General features: G+C 50.4%; 10 protein-coding genes. 6 read left to right on the top strand and 4 right to left on the bottom strand.

The window, feature by feature from the left end; translation table 11 throughout:
• Positions 1-77: 77 nt before the first annotated feature.
• From QUA74_RS27815 to QUA74_RS27805, 3 genes are read right to left on the bottom strand one after another with little or no spacing between them, the layout of a single operon-like run.
• A complete protein-coding gene (locus QUA74_RS27815) occupies positions 78-212 on the bottom strand; it encodes a hypothetical protein (protein ID WP_333335535.1) in 135 nt (44 codons plus the stop codon).
• A gap of 51 nt (positions 213-263) precedes the next feature.
• A complete protein-coding gene (locus tag QUA74_RS27810) occupies positions 264-446 on the bottom strand; it encodes an NfeD family protein (RefSeq protein WP_333335532.1) in 183 nt (60 codons plus the stop codon).
• Between the two features lie 29 nt (positions 447-475).
• Positions 476-682: an NfeD family protein gene (locus QUA74_RS27805; RefSeq protein ID WP_333335529.1), complete on the bottom strand. Its 207-nt coding sequence runs from the start codon at positions 680-682 to the stop codon at positions 476-478.
• 214 nt (positions 683-896) lie between these two features.
• Here QUA74_RS27805 and QUA74_RS27800 point away from each other — a divergent pair, with 214 nt between their 5' ends.
• The 3 genes from QUA74_RS27800 (at position 897) to rodA (ending at position 5,232) form a co-directional block, all read left to right on the top strand.
• The gene (locus QUA74_RS27800; protein ID WP_333335527.1) at positions 897-3,308 is read left to right on the top strand and encodes a tetratricopeptide repeat protein; all 2,412 of its coding nucleotides are present in this window, start codon (positions 897-899) and stop codon (positions 3,306-3,308) included.
• Between the two features lie 61 nt (positions 3,309-3,369).
• On the top strand, positions 3,370-3,717 hold the full coding sequence (locus QUA74_RS27795; protein ID WP_333335524.1) for a VOC family protein: 348 nt from the start codon (positions 3,370-3,372) through the stop codon (positions 3,715-3,717).
• 255 nt (positions 3,718-3,972) lie between these two features.
• Positions 3,973-5,232, top strand: a complete 1,260-nt coding sequence (gene rodA / locus QUA74_RS27790; protein WP_333335521.1) for a rod shape-determining protein RodA — start codon at positions 3,973-3,975, stop codon at positions 5,230-5,232.
• A 505-nt stretch (positions 5,233-5,737) separates the two neighbouring features.
• On the opposite strand, the gene QUA74_RS27785 is transcribed toward rodA, so the two are convergent.
• Positions 5,738-7,102, bottom strand: coding sequence for a proton extrusion protein PcxA (locus tag QUA74_RS27785; protein WP_333335518.1), 1,365 nt, complete (start codon positions 7,100-7,102; stop codon positions 5,738-5,740).
• 52 nt (positions 7,103-7,154) lie between these two features.
• Between QUA74_RS27785 and QUA74_RS27780 the strand changes: the two genes are divergently transcribed.
• The 3 genes from QUA74_RS27780 to QUA74_RS27770 all read left to right on the top strand — a co-directional run bounded on the left by QUA74_RS27780 (position 7,155) and on the right by QUA74_RS27770 (position 16,182).
• Complete coding sequence (locus QUA74_RS27780; RefSeq protein ID WP_333335516.1) at positions 7,155-9,365, top strand: recombinase family protein; 2,211 nt, start codon at positions 7,155-7,157, stop codon at positions 9,363-9,365.
• Positions 9,366-9,746: 381 nt separating this feature from the next.
• The gene (locus tag QUA74_RS27775) at positions 9,747-13,031 is read left to right on the top strand and encodes an Ig-like domain-containing protein (RefSeq protein ID WP_333335513.1); all 3,285 of its coding nucleotides are present in this window, start codon (positions 9,747-9,749) and stop codon (positions 13,029-13,031) included.
• Positions 13,032-13,065: 34 nt separating this feature from the next.
• The gene (locus QUA74_RS27770; RefSeq protein ID WP_333335509.1) at positions 13,066-16,182 is read left to right on the top strand and encodes an Ig-like domain-containing protein; all 3,117 of its coding nucleotides are present in this window, start codon (positions 13,066-13,068) and stop codon (positions 16,180-16,182) included.
• The last annotated feature ends 212 nt before the right edge of the window (positions 16,183-16,394 follow it).

Raw genomic sequence — 16,394 nt, 5'->3', positions numbered from 1 at the left:
AGCTTATATTATCAAGGGATTCGCGAGTTCATTCATCTTTCTAAATGCTGTTTTCTTACTTTTTCAGCAAGCCCTATCTAGAGGCGGCGATCGCCATTCCCGTTGTAGGCCCGATCGGGCGTACTTGCGTAAGTCATGTTGCAATTAACAGAGGTGATGAGTGCGATCGCGCGCTTGAAGAGAAATGTATCGAAATAGAAACGCGATCGCAAATTTTATTTTTCTGCCCTCCGATAACTCCCCACCTACCGATTGTTTACCAACTACGTTTCAACTATCAGAGTAATGTTGTCAAGTCTCACAACGCGAACAACTTCACCGGCTTGCAAAGTTATTTCTCGAACGCATTTGGCAGGCCACCAACTGCTTTGAAATCGCACACTACCGGACTGATTCGGTTTAATTTCTTCTTCAACGATCGCTCTTTCCAAATGGCTGACAGTCATGATTGCTTACTCCCGATTGTATATCTGCCTTAACTTTCAGAATTGATCACAAACGACGCTGCAACGATCAAAGTAATATTTTCAATTCCGACTACGCGAACCACCTCACCGGGTTCAAAAGTCAGGTCTCGATCGCACTTCGCCGGCCACCAACTGTTTTGGAAACGAACGCGGCCGCATTCTTGAGGGCGAATTTGTTCATCTACGATCGCTGTTTCAACATCGTTAATAGACATAGCTGCTTGCTCCTGAATATAAACTCGACTCGATTTGTGTGTAAGTTAGAAGCTTGTCTGTCAACTTCCCCTCCACACTCAACAGTATCCCCTGCCAACCTCGGCCTTGTCAGTCGGTAAAAGTCTATACAAGTCCACTGTTTGAGGGTGTAAGCGAGTCGGAAAAAGTCTGTTAAAGTTGTGTCAGATGGGTAACGCTAAACCTGGTGACTAAATGGAAGCCGATCGTGCACTGGATTTTACCAACTCGTTACTTGTGGCTCGAAACCTGAAAACTCTCGACAACCTTGACAGCGCGATCTTTCGCGAAGCTTGGCAAGGAGTGCAAGGCAGGACGTACCAACAGGTTGCAGATAGTGAAGGGTATGGAGTAGGGACTGTTAAGGATGCTGCCTCTAATTTGTGGAAGCGGCTTTCAGCGCTGTTTGGAGAAGGCGAAAAAGTCAAAAGAGACAACCTTCAAGCGGTTGTAGAGCGGTATTGGCGCAGCTACTCGAAACTAGAACCGCAGTCGGGACAAACTGTTCCGGCCCCAGTACCTCTCGGACTTGATTCGGAGTTGGAAATCGAAAACCCGAATTTTTTGGGCCGCTTCGGGGCGATCGAAGATCTCAATACTCTTGTCGCCCAAGGTGCAAAAGTGATTGTCATCCAAAGTGCCGGCGGTATCGGCAAAACGACTTTGGCCAGACAGTATCTCAAATCTCAAGGGTTCGATCGAACCATTGAACTGTTGATGGCAAAAGAGACAGAGAACATCACGGCTTTGGAAAGCGCGATCGAAGAATGGCTCAAGCAAGACTTTCAAGAAGAACCCGGGCCCGACTTTGGCGTCACCTTGGGGCGGCTGAAGCGCCAGCTTCAGACTCACAAAGTCGGCGTATTGATTGACAATCTGGAAGCCGCACTCGACGGACAAGGTAAGTTTATTGAACCCCACCGGCTTTACGTGGAACTGTTGCGAGTTTTGGCCGACGCGGCGGTGCAGTCGGTAACGCTCATTACCAGTCGCGATCGACTGTGCGATTCAGATGTCACCGTCGAACACTACCTGCTTCCTGGATTGGAAGTTGAAGTTTGGCAGCAATTTTTTAGCGCCCGCAACATCAATATAGATGATGTCGCCCTCAAGGAAATGCACAAAGTTTACGGCGGCAATGCCAAAGCAATGGGCATTATTTGCGGCACGATCCGAGAAGATTTTGACGGAGATATGGCAGCCTACTGGCTGGAAAACAGCGACCATCCGCTGGTTGAAACAGACTTAAAAAATTTAGTTACCAGTCAGTTTAACCGCCTGCAAGAACTCGATTCGGAAGCCTATCAACTCCTCTGTCGCTTGGGCTGTTACCGATATCAAGACGTGCCGACAGTCCCTACTGACGGACTTTTGTGTTTGCTGTGGGACGTGCCCGAAGCCGGACGACGACAAATCATTAAATCGCTGTTGCACCGATCGCTAGTCGAGTCTCAGAAGGGCGAATACTGGCTGCATCCAGCAATTCGGGAAGAAGCGGTCGATCGGCTCTCACCCGGAGACTGGGAGACTGCAAATCGCACAGCAGCCGAGTTCTGGACAGACAGTGTTGAAAATATTGAAACGCTAGAAGATGCGCTGAAAGCTTTTGAAGCTTACTATCATTATGTGGCTATTAGCTGTTTCGACCAGGCCGCTAGTGTTATCCTCAAAAAAATCAATATCCAGTTTGCCACAGATCACAAGCTAGGTAGAGCACTGTACAAATTAGGTTTCTTGGAGCCAATAATTTCAGCAACTACTCGGATCGTCAACAATGTGACTTCTGATTATTATTTGAGCGGCTTATACAGTATTTTAGGCAGTTGTTACCGGATTTTAGGCGAAATAAATCAAGCCATAGAATCCCACCAAATATCAGAAATAAAAGCCACTAAATCTTTGCAAATTATAGCGAAAAGTAGCGAACCGGACAACGGTAAACAAGCTGATCTAGAATTTTGGAAAGTTAACGCTGCCATTAATATAGGTTTTTGTCAAATAGAAATGTGGGAGTTAGAAGCAGCTAGGGAGATATTTGTCAAGCTGAAAACTTCACGAGACGAAATCGGGGTTAACAGCTATTCGGTCGATGTCGGGTTAGCATTCCTCAACTCCTGTGTCGGAGCTAAAAAAGAGGCGGAGGAACTCGCCGAAAAACTGTATGCCGATCGGGAAAACAGTCATTTGGTGGGTACGGGATACAAATTAGTTTTTCTAGCTGCAACCTACAAAAATCTCGGAGATAGAGAGAAAGCTTTTAGCTTGTACCGCCAAGCGATCGCCCAAGCCGACCAAAACCAGTACAGCACCATCAAAGCCAAATCTCTCAGCGGTATAGCAGCGCTGTACCGAGAACGGGGAGAATTTGACCAAGCCCTGCAGCACCATGCAGAAGCAATAGAAATACTCGATCGAGCCAGCGCTAAATTAGACCGAGCCGAAGCTGGCTATCAACTAGCACTGACAGAACAAAAAGTTGGTAACACGGAGAAAACCCAAGAAAATTTTGACCGTGCCCTTCAACTGTTCAGCGAAATGGACGCTAGCAAACAAGTAGAAAAAGTACAGTTAGCAGCGACCAAAAAAATTGAAAAAATACCTAATTAATCGAGAAAAAAATCAGAAAATAGATACAATACACGAAAGGACAACAATAAATTTTGTAGACATGAAACTAAAACGATTGGGACACGTAGCCGTCTGCGTGCAAGACATAGAGAAATCTGCTGAGTTCTACCTAAACTTGGGCATGGAGTTAGTTTGGAAAGATGCAGACTGGGCTTATTTGAAAGCAGGAGAGGATGGATTGGCGCTGTTGAGTCCGACTTACGACCAAGCAGGGCCGCATTTTGGGTTTGTATTTGACGATCGTACCGAAATGGAATCCGCGTACGAACAACTCAAAGCCGATGGTGTTTCCGTCACCCAGATTCACGAACACCGCGACGGTACTGCATCCTTCTACGGCAGAGACCCGGACGGTAACGGCTTCGAGTATCTTTATGAACCAGCCTGACGATTCTCGGACTTGCCGCGATCGGGCTAAATCCGCGTAAGGTGCGGGGTCCGGCGCACCCTACATATTAGTGTGTCCGCGCACTCCTACCCAGTTGCTTACGGCCCGGAACATCGCTACAACTCCCCGAATAATGTGAGGTACTCACACCGACGCTTCTAAAGTAAGGTGCAGACTCTGAATCCAAACTATATCCACAACTTCCGAAAATCCGCTCGATAATCTAAAATCTAAAATCTAAAATCTAAAATCCTCATGTTGCAGAGAATACAAGTCAGAAACCCCTGGAAATCAATCTTCAAACCCTGGGAAGAAGCAGACCCTTGGCTGTTTGCCGCTTGCATCGCCCTCACCATCTTCGGGGGAGTCATGATCCGCAGCGTAGAAATCAACCAGGGGCTGATCGACTGGTGGCGGCACTGGGTAACAGGGGCAGTCGGTTTGTTCCTCGCCATCATCATTTCCCGCTGCCGTTACCAAACACTGATTGAGTGGAAATGGCCGATTTATATATTAATCAATTTGTCCCTGATCGCAGTGCGCTTTATCGGTACTACAGGGCTCGGTGCCCAGCGGTGGATCAACATCGGTGGCTTCTACCTGCAACCGTCAGAATTTGCCAAAGTAGGCATGATTGTCACTTTAGCAGCTCTCCTGCACGACAAGACTGTCCCCACGGTGGGTAATATGTTGAGGATGCTGGCGATTATGGCTGTACCTTGGGGATTGATCTTTGCCGAACCAAATTTAGGTACTTCCTTGGTTTTCGGCGCGATCACAATGGGGATGTTTTACTGGGGTAATGTCAATCCCGGCTGGCTAATATTGCTATTCTCTCCTCTAATCTCAGTTCTCCTCAATAACCTGTCTACACCGATTTGGGTAGCCTGGGTAGTTATTGCAGGTATTATCGCTTGGCGAACCCTGCCTTGGCCCTGGTTGGGGACTTTCGGTACTGTGCTGGTGAACGTTGTTTCTGGACAAGTCGGACAGCTTTTTTGGAATGTACTCAAGGATTATCAAAAAATGCGTCTGACAGGGTTTTTAAACCCCGAGAAAGATCCTTTAGGCAGCGGATATCACTTGATTCAATCTCGGATTGCTATTGGGGCCGGGGAACTCAAAGGCAGGGGTTTGTTTCAGGGAACGCAAACTCAGCTTAACTTTATTCCCGAACAGCATACGGACTTTATCTTTTCAGCTATTGGCGAAGAATTGGGGTTTATTGGCTGCATTTGCGTGCTGTTTGTCTTCTGGTTAATTTGTTTCCGGTTGGTGACGATCGCTCAAACTGCTAACGATAATTTTGGTTCTTTGCTGGCGATCGGCGTACTGTCAATGTTGATTTTTCAGGTCTTCGTAAATATTGGGATGAACATTGGCTTGGCTCCGGTTACGGGCATTCCCCTGCCTTTCCTAAGTTACGGGAATGCGTCGCTGCTGAGTAATTTTCTCGGCCTGGGGCTGGTGGAGGCGGTGGCAAGCCAGCGACAGCGCAAGAAGCGTTGGAATTAGATAATTGGCAATTGCTAATTGCTAATGGGTTCTGAGAATGCGATCGCGCTTTTGATTTCTTTCGAGAGATTCTGCGGGCGATCGCATTTTTTTTTGATCTGCCAAGGCGCATCTAAATTTTACGCTTCCTGAGCCGAGCCTTGATGACTGTCAAGTTTGATAAAATTCTTGTGGGGTGCGCGCCAGAAACCGCCCCAAAATAAAATTTAGAGGCCCAACAGCTTAAGTATATCGACTTAATTCAACCACTGCTGACGCAAACAATAAATAGTTTTATGTGCTATGGGTAAGCAACTATGTGTGCAGTGAATGCCCTACTGAGGACGTTATCAATGCCTGAAACCCCTTGTTATTATTACATCTTTTTTTCTTCTTCCTTCTTCCTGATATCCGTTACATCCGCTACATCCGTGGAGCGAATCCGTTGCCGAACTTCCTTCTTCCTTCTTCCTAACATCCGTTACATCCGTTACAAAATCCGTTGCCGAACTTCCTTCCCCTCTAATTACTCGTTCATATTCTTGTACGTAGCAACAGCCGAAGGCGAACTCCGGTTTAAATAACGAAATATCCAATACTTAAATACCGTATCCAATATCACTGGAAACGTTGCAATGAACAAAAATATGAACTGCCTATTTTCTGGCAGTCCCAAATGCCTCGATACACCTTCGAGAACTACTTCCCAACCATGAGGCGAGTGGAATCCGACAAACACATCTGTAAACAAAATAATTACGAAAGCTTTCGCACTGTCGCTGAGGCCGTAAATCACATCGTCCATGAAAGACTTTAAAATCTCAATCTCTTTCTTGTTAGTGACGATAATCGCGGCAAAGGCAATGCAGGAAATCAAATCGGCAAAAATATTTTTAATAGCTCCACCACTTTCAGAGCGGTATTCCTCCGCTAGTTCAACTGCTTTCGCGGCAATCTTCTTTTCCGTTTCCTCTAAAGAAAGCGACGGAGCCGTGCCTATTAACCTTTCAAATTTGAGGTGCTGCTCAAATCTTTCCAGTTCTTGGAAGGCTTCTTCTTCCATGTCAACATTTATGAAGAGTGAAGCATTTTGCTTGCCTCTAAAATAGTCCACTGTCGGCCCGACTAGAAAGTTTTTTGAGATTTGATTCGTCAACAGCGGAACTAAAATCAAAAGCAAAATGAACCTGAGAGAAATAATTGTTTTTACTTTGGAATTGCGAAAATTTTTGACTACTTCTTTTTCAGCTCCAGGGTCTAAATCTTTAGTGATTCGATTCAAAGTTCCCAAAAGTGATCGCGGTAATAAATTCACTTCTTCATAGTTAGTATCAACCTCACCATCGTGAATTTTAACCGAATTAGCTGAACCTTTATTTGGGTCAGGTGGAGAGCTGCTATTTGTTGTATATTTTGCCTGTACATTTACAGAACTAACAACCGGAACAATTGCCGTTGATCTACTATTATTAATATACTTGTCGATGACTCCATCAATAAACTCTAGCTTCTCAAATATAAGGGAGGCTCTATCTTTATTGTTGAGATGTAATCCGTGCAGGTGATGATCGGCGCTGTGCCCCGTCTTCGGTTTGGCCCCCACTCGCTCCGGCAGTTCCAAAAAAGAACGGCTAGCATTAAACTCAACCATTCTAGTTTGGATGACCTTGAGGTATTTTTGCAGTTCGGATTTAAAGTAAGACAGGGTGCTTTGTCCGTAATCTCCCGATCGCTCAGAGATTCCTTGACCGCCAAAATGCTCGTCTTCGATCGCCTTAATTGCTAATGCAGCATCGTAAGCCTGTTCTAGGGCCCTCTCAGGCGTTTCTCGATACCATTGGTGAACGCTGTAGAGATATTTTACAATCCTGTCCCAGGGAGAAGTATTCATAGCTAAAGCTTGCTAGTTGGCTGTAAACATTATTGATTAAAGTATTCATGGTATGGTAACAAATTTACATAAATTGGGAACTGCCACCGAGGATTCAATTTGGATTGTCGGAGCCGCCCGCAGTGGCAAAACCGCTCGTTTAGTCGAGCAGTTCTGCATTTGGAGCCAAACTGTCAAGCCTCTACCCGCAACACTTTTAGGGATCGGGAGTTCCGGGCGGCGACGGGCTGGACAAACTGCCCCAGCAATTTTAGTCTTAGCAGCTAATGGAGACAACCGGCTAGAATTGGCCGATCGCATCGCCGTCGCTACCGAAGGAAAATATACCTTTCACTCCACAACGCCCTTCGGTTTTTTTGAGCAGGAGGTATTGTTATTTTGGCCCCTGCTAGTTCAGTCGCTGGATTTGAGAGCTCAATTTCCCCTACGGCTACAACCTGAAACAGAACTGGAACTTGCCACGAGACTCTGGCGTCGCGAACTAGACGAAGGGATTTTGCAACAAACAGGGGTAAGTCCAACTCGAATGGTGCGTCGAACTCTAGACTTATTACAACTTGCTGCTGTCAGCGGTACGCCCAGAGAAGAAATTCCCAGCATTCTACAACAGGGATTTGCTGGGGAAGGCGGCTCGAATAACCTGTGGACTAGCATGGGAGAGTTGCTGGAAAGGTGGCGGGAATGGTGCTTGACGCGGGGGTTTCTGACTTACGGGATTGTTTGCGAACTCTACTGGCGCTATTTGTTGCCGCATGCCACTTATCAGCAGCATTTGGCCTCTAGATACCAAGCTGTGATCGCAGACGATGTTGACGATTATCCGGCTATCAGCGGTCATTTGTTCGATCGAATGCTCGACCAAGGTGCAGCGGGGGCGTTCTCCTACAATCGGGATGGAGGAGTGCGTTTGGGCTTGGGGGCGGACACGGAATACCTGGCCCGACTCGAAAGCCGCTGTCAAAGCGTGGAAAATTTGGACGCAAAAGCAGGTTTAGCCCCAGAAATTGGGGATTTAGCGGTAAGTTTAGCAGTTAATTCTGAGGGTTTTTATCCTTTAGGCTTGAGTTTGCCCGGTAAAGTTCGATCGCTCCAAACCACTTCCCGCGCTCAACTTCTGCGAGAAACCGCCGAAATCATCGTGGATGCGGTGCAGTCACAAGCCGTGGAACCGCAGGAAATCGCCGTAATTGCTCCGGGGATGGATGCGATCGCCCGCTACAGTTTAACGGAAATTCTGGCGCGAGATGGTATCGCCGCCGTATCTCTCAACGATCAGCGTCCCCTCTCGACTACCCCAGAGATTCGAGCTTTGCTGACTTTGTTAGCCTTAGTTTATCCGGGACTCGGCCGTTTAGTCGATCGAGACGGCGCAGCCGAAATGCTGGTAGTGTTGGGCAGCCAGAAACACAGTTCATTGGAAACAGAAGATTCCAACTCCACGTTCAATCTAAAATCTCAAATCCAAAATCAAAAATCGATCGACCAAGTGAGAGCAGGTTTAATCGCCGATCACTGTTTTTGTCCAGATATCGATCGACCTCAATTGCTGCCAATTACAGCCTTTCCCCGGTGGGATAGACTGGGACACCGAGCAGCCAGGGCCTACGAGCACATTGTCGAGTGGATCGAACAACAGCGATCGCAACAGCAGGAGCGGCTGTTGCCAAGTCCAATTGCCCTACTCGATCGAGCCATCCAGAAATTTCTGATGAATGACAGATACCTCCCCTACGATCGCCTAGCAGCCCTGCGCGAGTTAATGGAAACCGCCACCCACTATTGGGAAATCAACGGGCGAATGCAGCGCGTAGAACCAATAAATGGTGGCGACTCAGAAACGATAGCCCGGTTCATCCAGTTGTTGCGCCAAGGAACCGTCACTGCCAACCCCTTTCCAGTAAGTCCAGAAGGCCCAGCAGCCAGATCCGTCACCCTCGCCAACATCTTCCAGTACCGCAGCAGCCGCCGCGCCCACAAATGGCACTTTTGGCTGGATGCCGGCTCGCCCCTGTGGCTGAGTGGTGGTGCGGCGACATTGTTTGGTGCTCCCTTATTTTTGCGATCGCAACAGGGGCGTCCCTGGGAAACCGAAGAGGAAACGGCTGCCGACCAACAGCGGCTGCGGCGAATTCTGTTAGATTTGTTAAGTCGCTGTTCCCTGCTTTACCTTTGCCACAGCGAACTATCCGTCAGTGGACAAGAACAAACCGGGCCGCTTCTGCCCCTAATTAACAGCTCTGTTTCTTGTCAGCAGTCAGCATAAGGCATTCGGCTTCGGCAGGCAAGAGGCACATCTGTATTCAGTATTCGACATTCGGAAAGAAAAAATTATGACAGCGAAGATTTTTATTTTTTCTGATTCTGGATAAATACACCAGGCTGACTCCAAGACCGACTTCTAGCTTCTATCGAAATGGCGCGATATTAAAGTATACCCAAGATAGGCAGCAAAACCTGCAATCATTAATATTTTGAGATCAAAAGATGCCCAGCTTAAAAAATATCTCTAGCCGTTGCAGTTTTGATTTAGTATGTTAGAAATGATCGGGATTATTAATCAATTTTAAGCCAGATTTGTGGCAACAAACTGATACTAATCAGTTCTTAAAGTTAATCGGGATCGTCGTTTAAAGGAGCCAAAATAATGCCAAGTGCAGTGCCAGTAGTAATTATACCAACACCAACACCAACACCAGAACCAGAACCCACTCCAACACCAGAACCCACTCCAACACCAGAACCCACTCCAACACCAGAACCCACTCCAACACCAACTCCGACGCCGACGGGAACTCCAACTCCCTCCGGGGACGATACATTTGGCGGCATAGACGACACATTGGGCGGAGGCCAAGGTACGTCGCCCGCAATCATCGGCGGCGTAGTCCGCGGCACAGAAGCCAACGACTCCTTAGTTGGCAGTCCCGGCCCCGACGTGATTTCCGGGCTGCAAGGCAACGACAACCTGCAAGGAGCCGGCGGCGACGATTTAGTATTTGGCAACGACGATGACGACGTGCTGTTCGGCAATGAGGGCAACGACGTTCTTGATGGCGGTTCAGGACTCGATACCCTTTACGGAGGCAAAGACAACGACTGCCTCGACGGGGGAAATAACCCCGACCTGCTGTATGGCAATGACGGCAACGACACGGTAATCGGAGGCGAAGGCAGAGACACGGCTTACGGCGGCAAAGGCAGCGACAGCTTGCGCGGAGGCTCTGGCGACGATAGTATGTTGGGCGATCGAGGCGACGACATCGTGTGGGGCGACCAAGGTAACGACTCGCTCTTCGGTGGCGACGGCGAAGACTTGGTATTTGGCAACGAAGGAGGCGACTGGCTCTACGGCAACGCCGGCGGGGACACAATTTTTGCCGGCGACGGCGACGACATCGTATTCGGCGGTGACGGTGACGACATCATAGACGCCGGTGCTGGCAACGACGTTATTTGGGGCGAAGCAGGCAAAGACGTAGTGGCAGGAGGCGAAGGCAGAGATGTCTTCGTCATCGGTGCCTTCAGTTCCCCCAGTGGCAGCAGCAGCGACGGCACTAACGCGGCATTTCTCACCACAGGCGGCCCAGATCTCGCCGATGCCGACATTTTCACAGACTTTCGCCAAGGCGAAGATTTAATCGGGTTAAGTGGCGACCTCAAGTTTGAAGATTTGGTAATCTTCCAAAGCACTGAGACCAAAGCCGGCAGTACCATTATTCGCAACGGCGTCAGCGGCGACTTTTTAGCAGTATTGCCCGGAGTGGACAGCAGAACCCTAGGGCGAAGCTCATTTGTAATTGCCCCCACAGTTCCCGGCAGCGCAACTCCACTTCCCCTGCCGACGCCGACAGACAGTCCGACGCCGACGCCGACAGCAAGTCCGACACCGACGCCGACAGCAAGTCCGACACCGACGCCGACAGCAAGTCCGACACCGACGCCGACACCAACGCCGCCAGACGAGCCGGTGCCGACGTTCCCGACACCTACAGCAAATCCGACGCCGACGCCGACAGGAAGTCCGACGCCGACAGGAAGTCCGACGCCCATCCTTAACCAGCCTCCAAGAGCAGTTAACGACAACTTCACCACGGTTGCGGGTCAAGAACTCAGTTTCAACGTTCTGTTGAACGACACTGACGCGGAAAAAAGCGCTCTGACTGTCACGACTTTTACTCCAACAGGCAAGGGCAGCCTGGTTCCCGTGGGCGGCGGCGCATTCAAATACACGCCGAATCCGGGCTTCTCGGGTAGTGACAGCTTCAGCTACTCGATCTCAGATGGCAACGGCGGCACAAGTCAGGCGGTAGCAACCATCAACGTTAGCAACCCGCCACAGCTAGTAATTAACGACGGTGTGGTGGTTGCCAAAAGTGCTCCTATCCAGACAATTACTGCCGCCGATTTGTTAGTCACAGATCCTGACAACACCCCCCTGGAAATCGTTTACACGATTACTAAAGCCCCCGATGCTACCAGAGGTTTTGTCCAAAGGGGTAGCACCTTTCTCAACGTCGGCGGCAAATTCACGCAAGACGATATCAACAACAACATCGTCAAATACAACTTGCTGGCGACAGGTGGCAGCGACAGTTTCACGTTTACAGCCTCCGACGGATCTGCAACTCTCGGGCCGGCATCCTTCAGCATCACGGTGGTAGATAATATTGTCGATCGCAGCGCACTCCCGGCCAGCAGCTTTACAGGCAGCAACCTCAGTGACTTCATCCTCGGCGGGGCCGGCGACGATACCCTCGCTGGGGGCGAGGGCAACGATATCATGGACGGCAGTGGCGGCAACGACCTCCTATTCGGTGAAGCAGGCAACGACTCGCTGGTGGGTGCGATCGGCAACGACACCGTTGACGGCGGACTGGGCAACGACACCCTCGACGGCCAAGACGGCATAGACTCGCTGAGCGGCGGACTGGGCAACGACCTGATGTTCGGCGGCAATGACGATGACATCCTCTTGGGCGGTGACAACAACGACACCATTGACGGCGGAACAGGCAATGACTCGATATTGGGAGAATCCGGCGAGGACTCGATACTTGGTGGCGCCGGGATTGACACCTTACTTGGTGGCATTGGCGACGACTCCCTCGACGGCGGTGCAGGCGACGATATCCTCGACGGTGGACTGGGCAGAAACTTGCTCGACGGCGGTATCAATAACGATTCCATATCCGGCGGCGACAACGATGACACGATTTTGGGTGGACAAGGCAACGACACGGGACTCGGAGGTTCGGGCAATGACTACGTGTTGGGCGAGGCCGGCACCGACTCGCTGTTAGGCGAAGCGGGCGACGACACTCTCGACGGCGGTGCCGGCAGCGACTGTCTCAGCGGCGCCTTCGGCAATGACTTGGTATTAGGCGGCGATGACAACGACTCGCTTTCCGGCGGTGCAGGCAATGACATTTTGGGCGGTGGCAACGGTTCTGACTTGCTCACGGGCGATGCTGGCGATGATTTCTTCTACTACGAAACTCCCAGCGAAGGCGTGGACGTGATTGCTGACTTTAACGCTAACGGCAGCGAGACTGACAGATTTTTGTTCAGGTCGTCAAATTTCGCAGGTTTAACCAACTCAGGAACTACTCTCGATTTCACCAGTTTTATCGTCAGGAATATCGGGTCTAGTGGCGACAACATTAGCAAGCAATCAGTCATTTTGTTTGAATCTAAATTTGACAACGCTCAAGCAGTAAATGCAGTGTTGAAAAATCAAAACGGTTCGAGCAAAACGGGAGCTTTCTTCGTGTACCTGAACAATACTTTTAACAAGTACGTTCTCGGGTTTGACCCGAATGTGGCAGATGACAGTCTTCCAGCTTTCGATTTGGGAGTGTTGAATTCTATTCCTACAGTGCCCGGAGCGCTCAGCACCGTCATTACTGCATCTGACTTTAAGTTTATTTAGTAGTTTTTGAGTAGCGTCGCAAGGAGTCGGAACAATGGCAAGTGCAGTACCACTAATTTTTCTCGAAGGGCGACTACCCGATGAGAACGGGGATAGTTTGGATAGCGGCACGGTGCCGTCGCCTACGCCGTCGCCGGAGACGGACCCGACGATGACGGGGACTTCGACAACGATGACGGGGACTTCGACAACGATGACGGGGACTTCGACAACGATGACGGGGACTTCGACAACAATGACGGGGACTTCGACAACAATGACGGGGACTTCGACAACAATGACGGGGACTTCGACAACGATGACCGGGACGGGCCCGGACATTTCGATCACCCCGGTGCCGCGGCCACCTCTGACAGTTCCCACGCCTCCCCCACAGCCACTTTTTGTCGATGGCTTAGTTGTCGCAAATGAGGGCAGTAACTATTTAATCGGCAGCTTGTTCAATGACACGATTTCCGGGGGTGCCGGCGACGACACGCTTCTGAGTCGGGACGGGGACGATATAGTCAAGGGCGAGGACGGTAACGATTCTCTCAACGGCGGCGCTGGTAAAGATATCGTTGAGGGTGGGCGCGGCAATGACACGGCGCGGGGCGGCAAAGACGATGACTTGGTTTCTGGTGACCAAGGCGATGACCTAGCTTTTGGCGACCAGGGCAATGATATTGTCTTGGGTTCTGAAGGCAACGACACGCTGTACGGCGGTAAAGGCAATGACTGTCTGCGCGGTGGTGGCGAGGACGACCTGATTTTTGGCGACAAGGGCAGTGACACCCTTTTTGGTGAGACGGGTAATGACTGCCTGATCGGTGGCGCTGGCAATGATATTTTGTTGGGCCAGGAGGGCGGGGATGTAATCACCGGCGGTGTGGGTAACGATACTGGTGATGGCGGCGAGGGTGATGACCTGATCTTCGGGGGCGACGGCAATGATTCTTTGTCTGGGGGGCCTGGGGATGATATTCTTTCGGGCGATCGCGGGTCTGATACTCTGACAGGAGGCGACGGATCGGATATCTTTGTTCTCGGTAGGGTGGGCACGTCGCCTGGTGGCAACGGGTTTCTCACTACTGGCGGCCGCGAAATCGGCGATGCTGATGTAATTAGAGATTTTAATGCGGGAGACTCGATCGGTCTGGCTGGAGGTTTGAACTTTACAGAGTTAGAAATTTTCCAGGGCCAAGGCTCAAATTCTAGCAACACGATTATTAGGGACAGGCAAACTGGGGAATTTTTGGCGGTGTTGATTGATGTTCGATCGAACTCGCTAGATGAATCTCGGTTCACTACAGCTCAAATACCGCGCGTAGACGACAATCCCTTCACCATTGAGGGGACAACCACGAGTCCCACAACGGGGACAACCACGAGTCCCACAACGGGGACAACCACGAGTCCCACAACGGGGACAACCACGAGTCCCACAACGGGAACAACCACGAGTCCCACAACGGGAACAACCACGAGTCCCACAACGGGAACAACCACGAGTCCCACAACGGGGACCACAACGAGTCCCACAACGGGAACAACCACGAGTCCCACAACGGGAACAACCACGAGTCCCACACCAGCGACCACAACTCCAACACCAGCGACCACAACTCCAACACCAGCAACCACAACTCCAACACCAGCGACCACAACTCCAACACCAGCGACCACAACTCCAACACCAGCGACCACAACTCCAACACCAGCGGGGACAACAACGAGTCCCACAACGGGGACAACAACGAGTCCCACAACGGGGACAACAACGAGTCCCACACCAACAACGGGCACATTGCCGACACAGGTTCCGAGTCCGAGTCCGACTCCGACTGCGGGCGGGACAATTCCGAGTCCCAGTCCTTCCATAGTCCCCACTCCAACTGCGGCGCCCCCAACTCCTCCGCCTTTGGGCGGGGGGCCGACTCCGCCGAGTTTTACATCTCCGACTCCTAACCAGCCGCCGATCGTGGAAGCTGGCAAGACGGTGACTGGTTTGCAGAATTTGCCTTTGTCTCTGAGCATTTCGGCGCCCAGCGACCCGGAGGGCCAGCCACTGTCGATCGCGGTAGTCGGACTTCCCAATCCTACTTTTGGTCAGGTAATTACCGGTACGAACCCCCTCACCGTGAACCAAAAGTTAACCGTTCAGGATTTACTCGGGCTGAAATTCCAACCTGGAACAAATGTGATCGGGCAAGCCGGTTCTTTCAGCTACAGCGTAGCTGACGACCAAGGCGGCACGGCAGCAGCCTCAGTGGCGATTAACATCAATTCTTTTGATACCTCCGTAACTGTTCCAACTATCCTGCCGCCGATTGCTGTGGAGGATGGCATCGTATTTACCAATACGAATAATTTGCTGCCGACTTTCATCGACGTACTGGCGAACGATTCCAGCCCGCAAAAAGGGACGCTCAACATTATCAATGTCAGCACACCGCAACTGGGGATAGCTGTAAATCTTGTCTCTCAAGTGCAATTCATCCCCGGCAACGTAGCGGGTACAACTGCTTTCACCTACAGCGTCAGCGACGGATTCGGGACAATTCCGGGCGTAGGTACTGTCACCGTTCAAATCTTGCCTGCAGATAGCGGGCCTAACAATTTGGTTGGGGGTTCTTTGCCGGACAATTTGAACGGTTTGGCGGGCAGCGATACTATTGATGGTCAAGGCGGCAACGATACGATTAACGGCGGTTTGGATAATGACGTGCTCGTAGGCGGCCTCGGTGCAGATACCATGACGGGGGGCGGCGGCAGTAATCAATTCCGCTATACCAGCCCTGCACAAGGTGGGCCGGCTTTTGATGCGGCTTCTTCGGCGGCGATCGAGGCTGCGATCGCGGCGGGCGGATACGATGTGATTACTGATTTTAGCGGTCTCGGTGTGCCGATCGCCGATCAGTTTAATTTTGCCCCCGGATTTGCCAATCTCAGCAATGGCAGTCAAGTTCTGCTGAATGTGCAGACAACTGTTTCTGCAAATATTCTGGGAGGAACTGCTTTCTTGTTTGCCTACGATTCCGGCGGCAATACTTACATCATTTATGACGGCAATGGCAATAACGTCACCGGTGCTGATTCTCGCATTTTGGCGAAGTTAAATGGTGTAACTGGGGTTTCTTCTCTTTCGGGATTTGACTTCACGTTTATCTAAAAAGATAAGAGGTTTGAAACCGCAGATTAACGCAGATAAACGCCGATTGTGTTGGCTTTATCTGCGTTAATTTGTGTGTAGCTGAGGTAAAATTAAATCTCATTCTTTTGAGGAAAAGTCCCAAAAAAGAGCCAAGTAGGGCTTGCCGAAAAAGCCTAAAACCTCGACAGAGAAAGACTTTGAATGGTTTGAACGCTCCGCGTGTGCAAGCT

This window comes from Microcoleus sp. LAD1_D3, assembly GCF_036702135.1.
In the GTDB taxonomy this organism is placed as follows: domain Bacteria; phylum Cyanobacteriota; class Cyanobacteriia; order Cyanobacteriales; family Microcoleaceae; genus Microcoleus.
The sequence above is the reverse complement of the archived record's forward strand: the minus strand, read 5'-3'. Positions and strand labels throughout refer to the sequence as shown.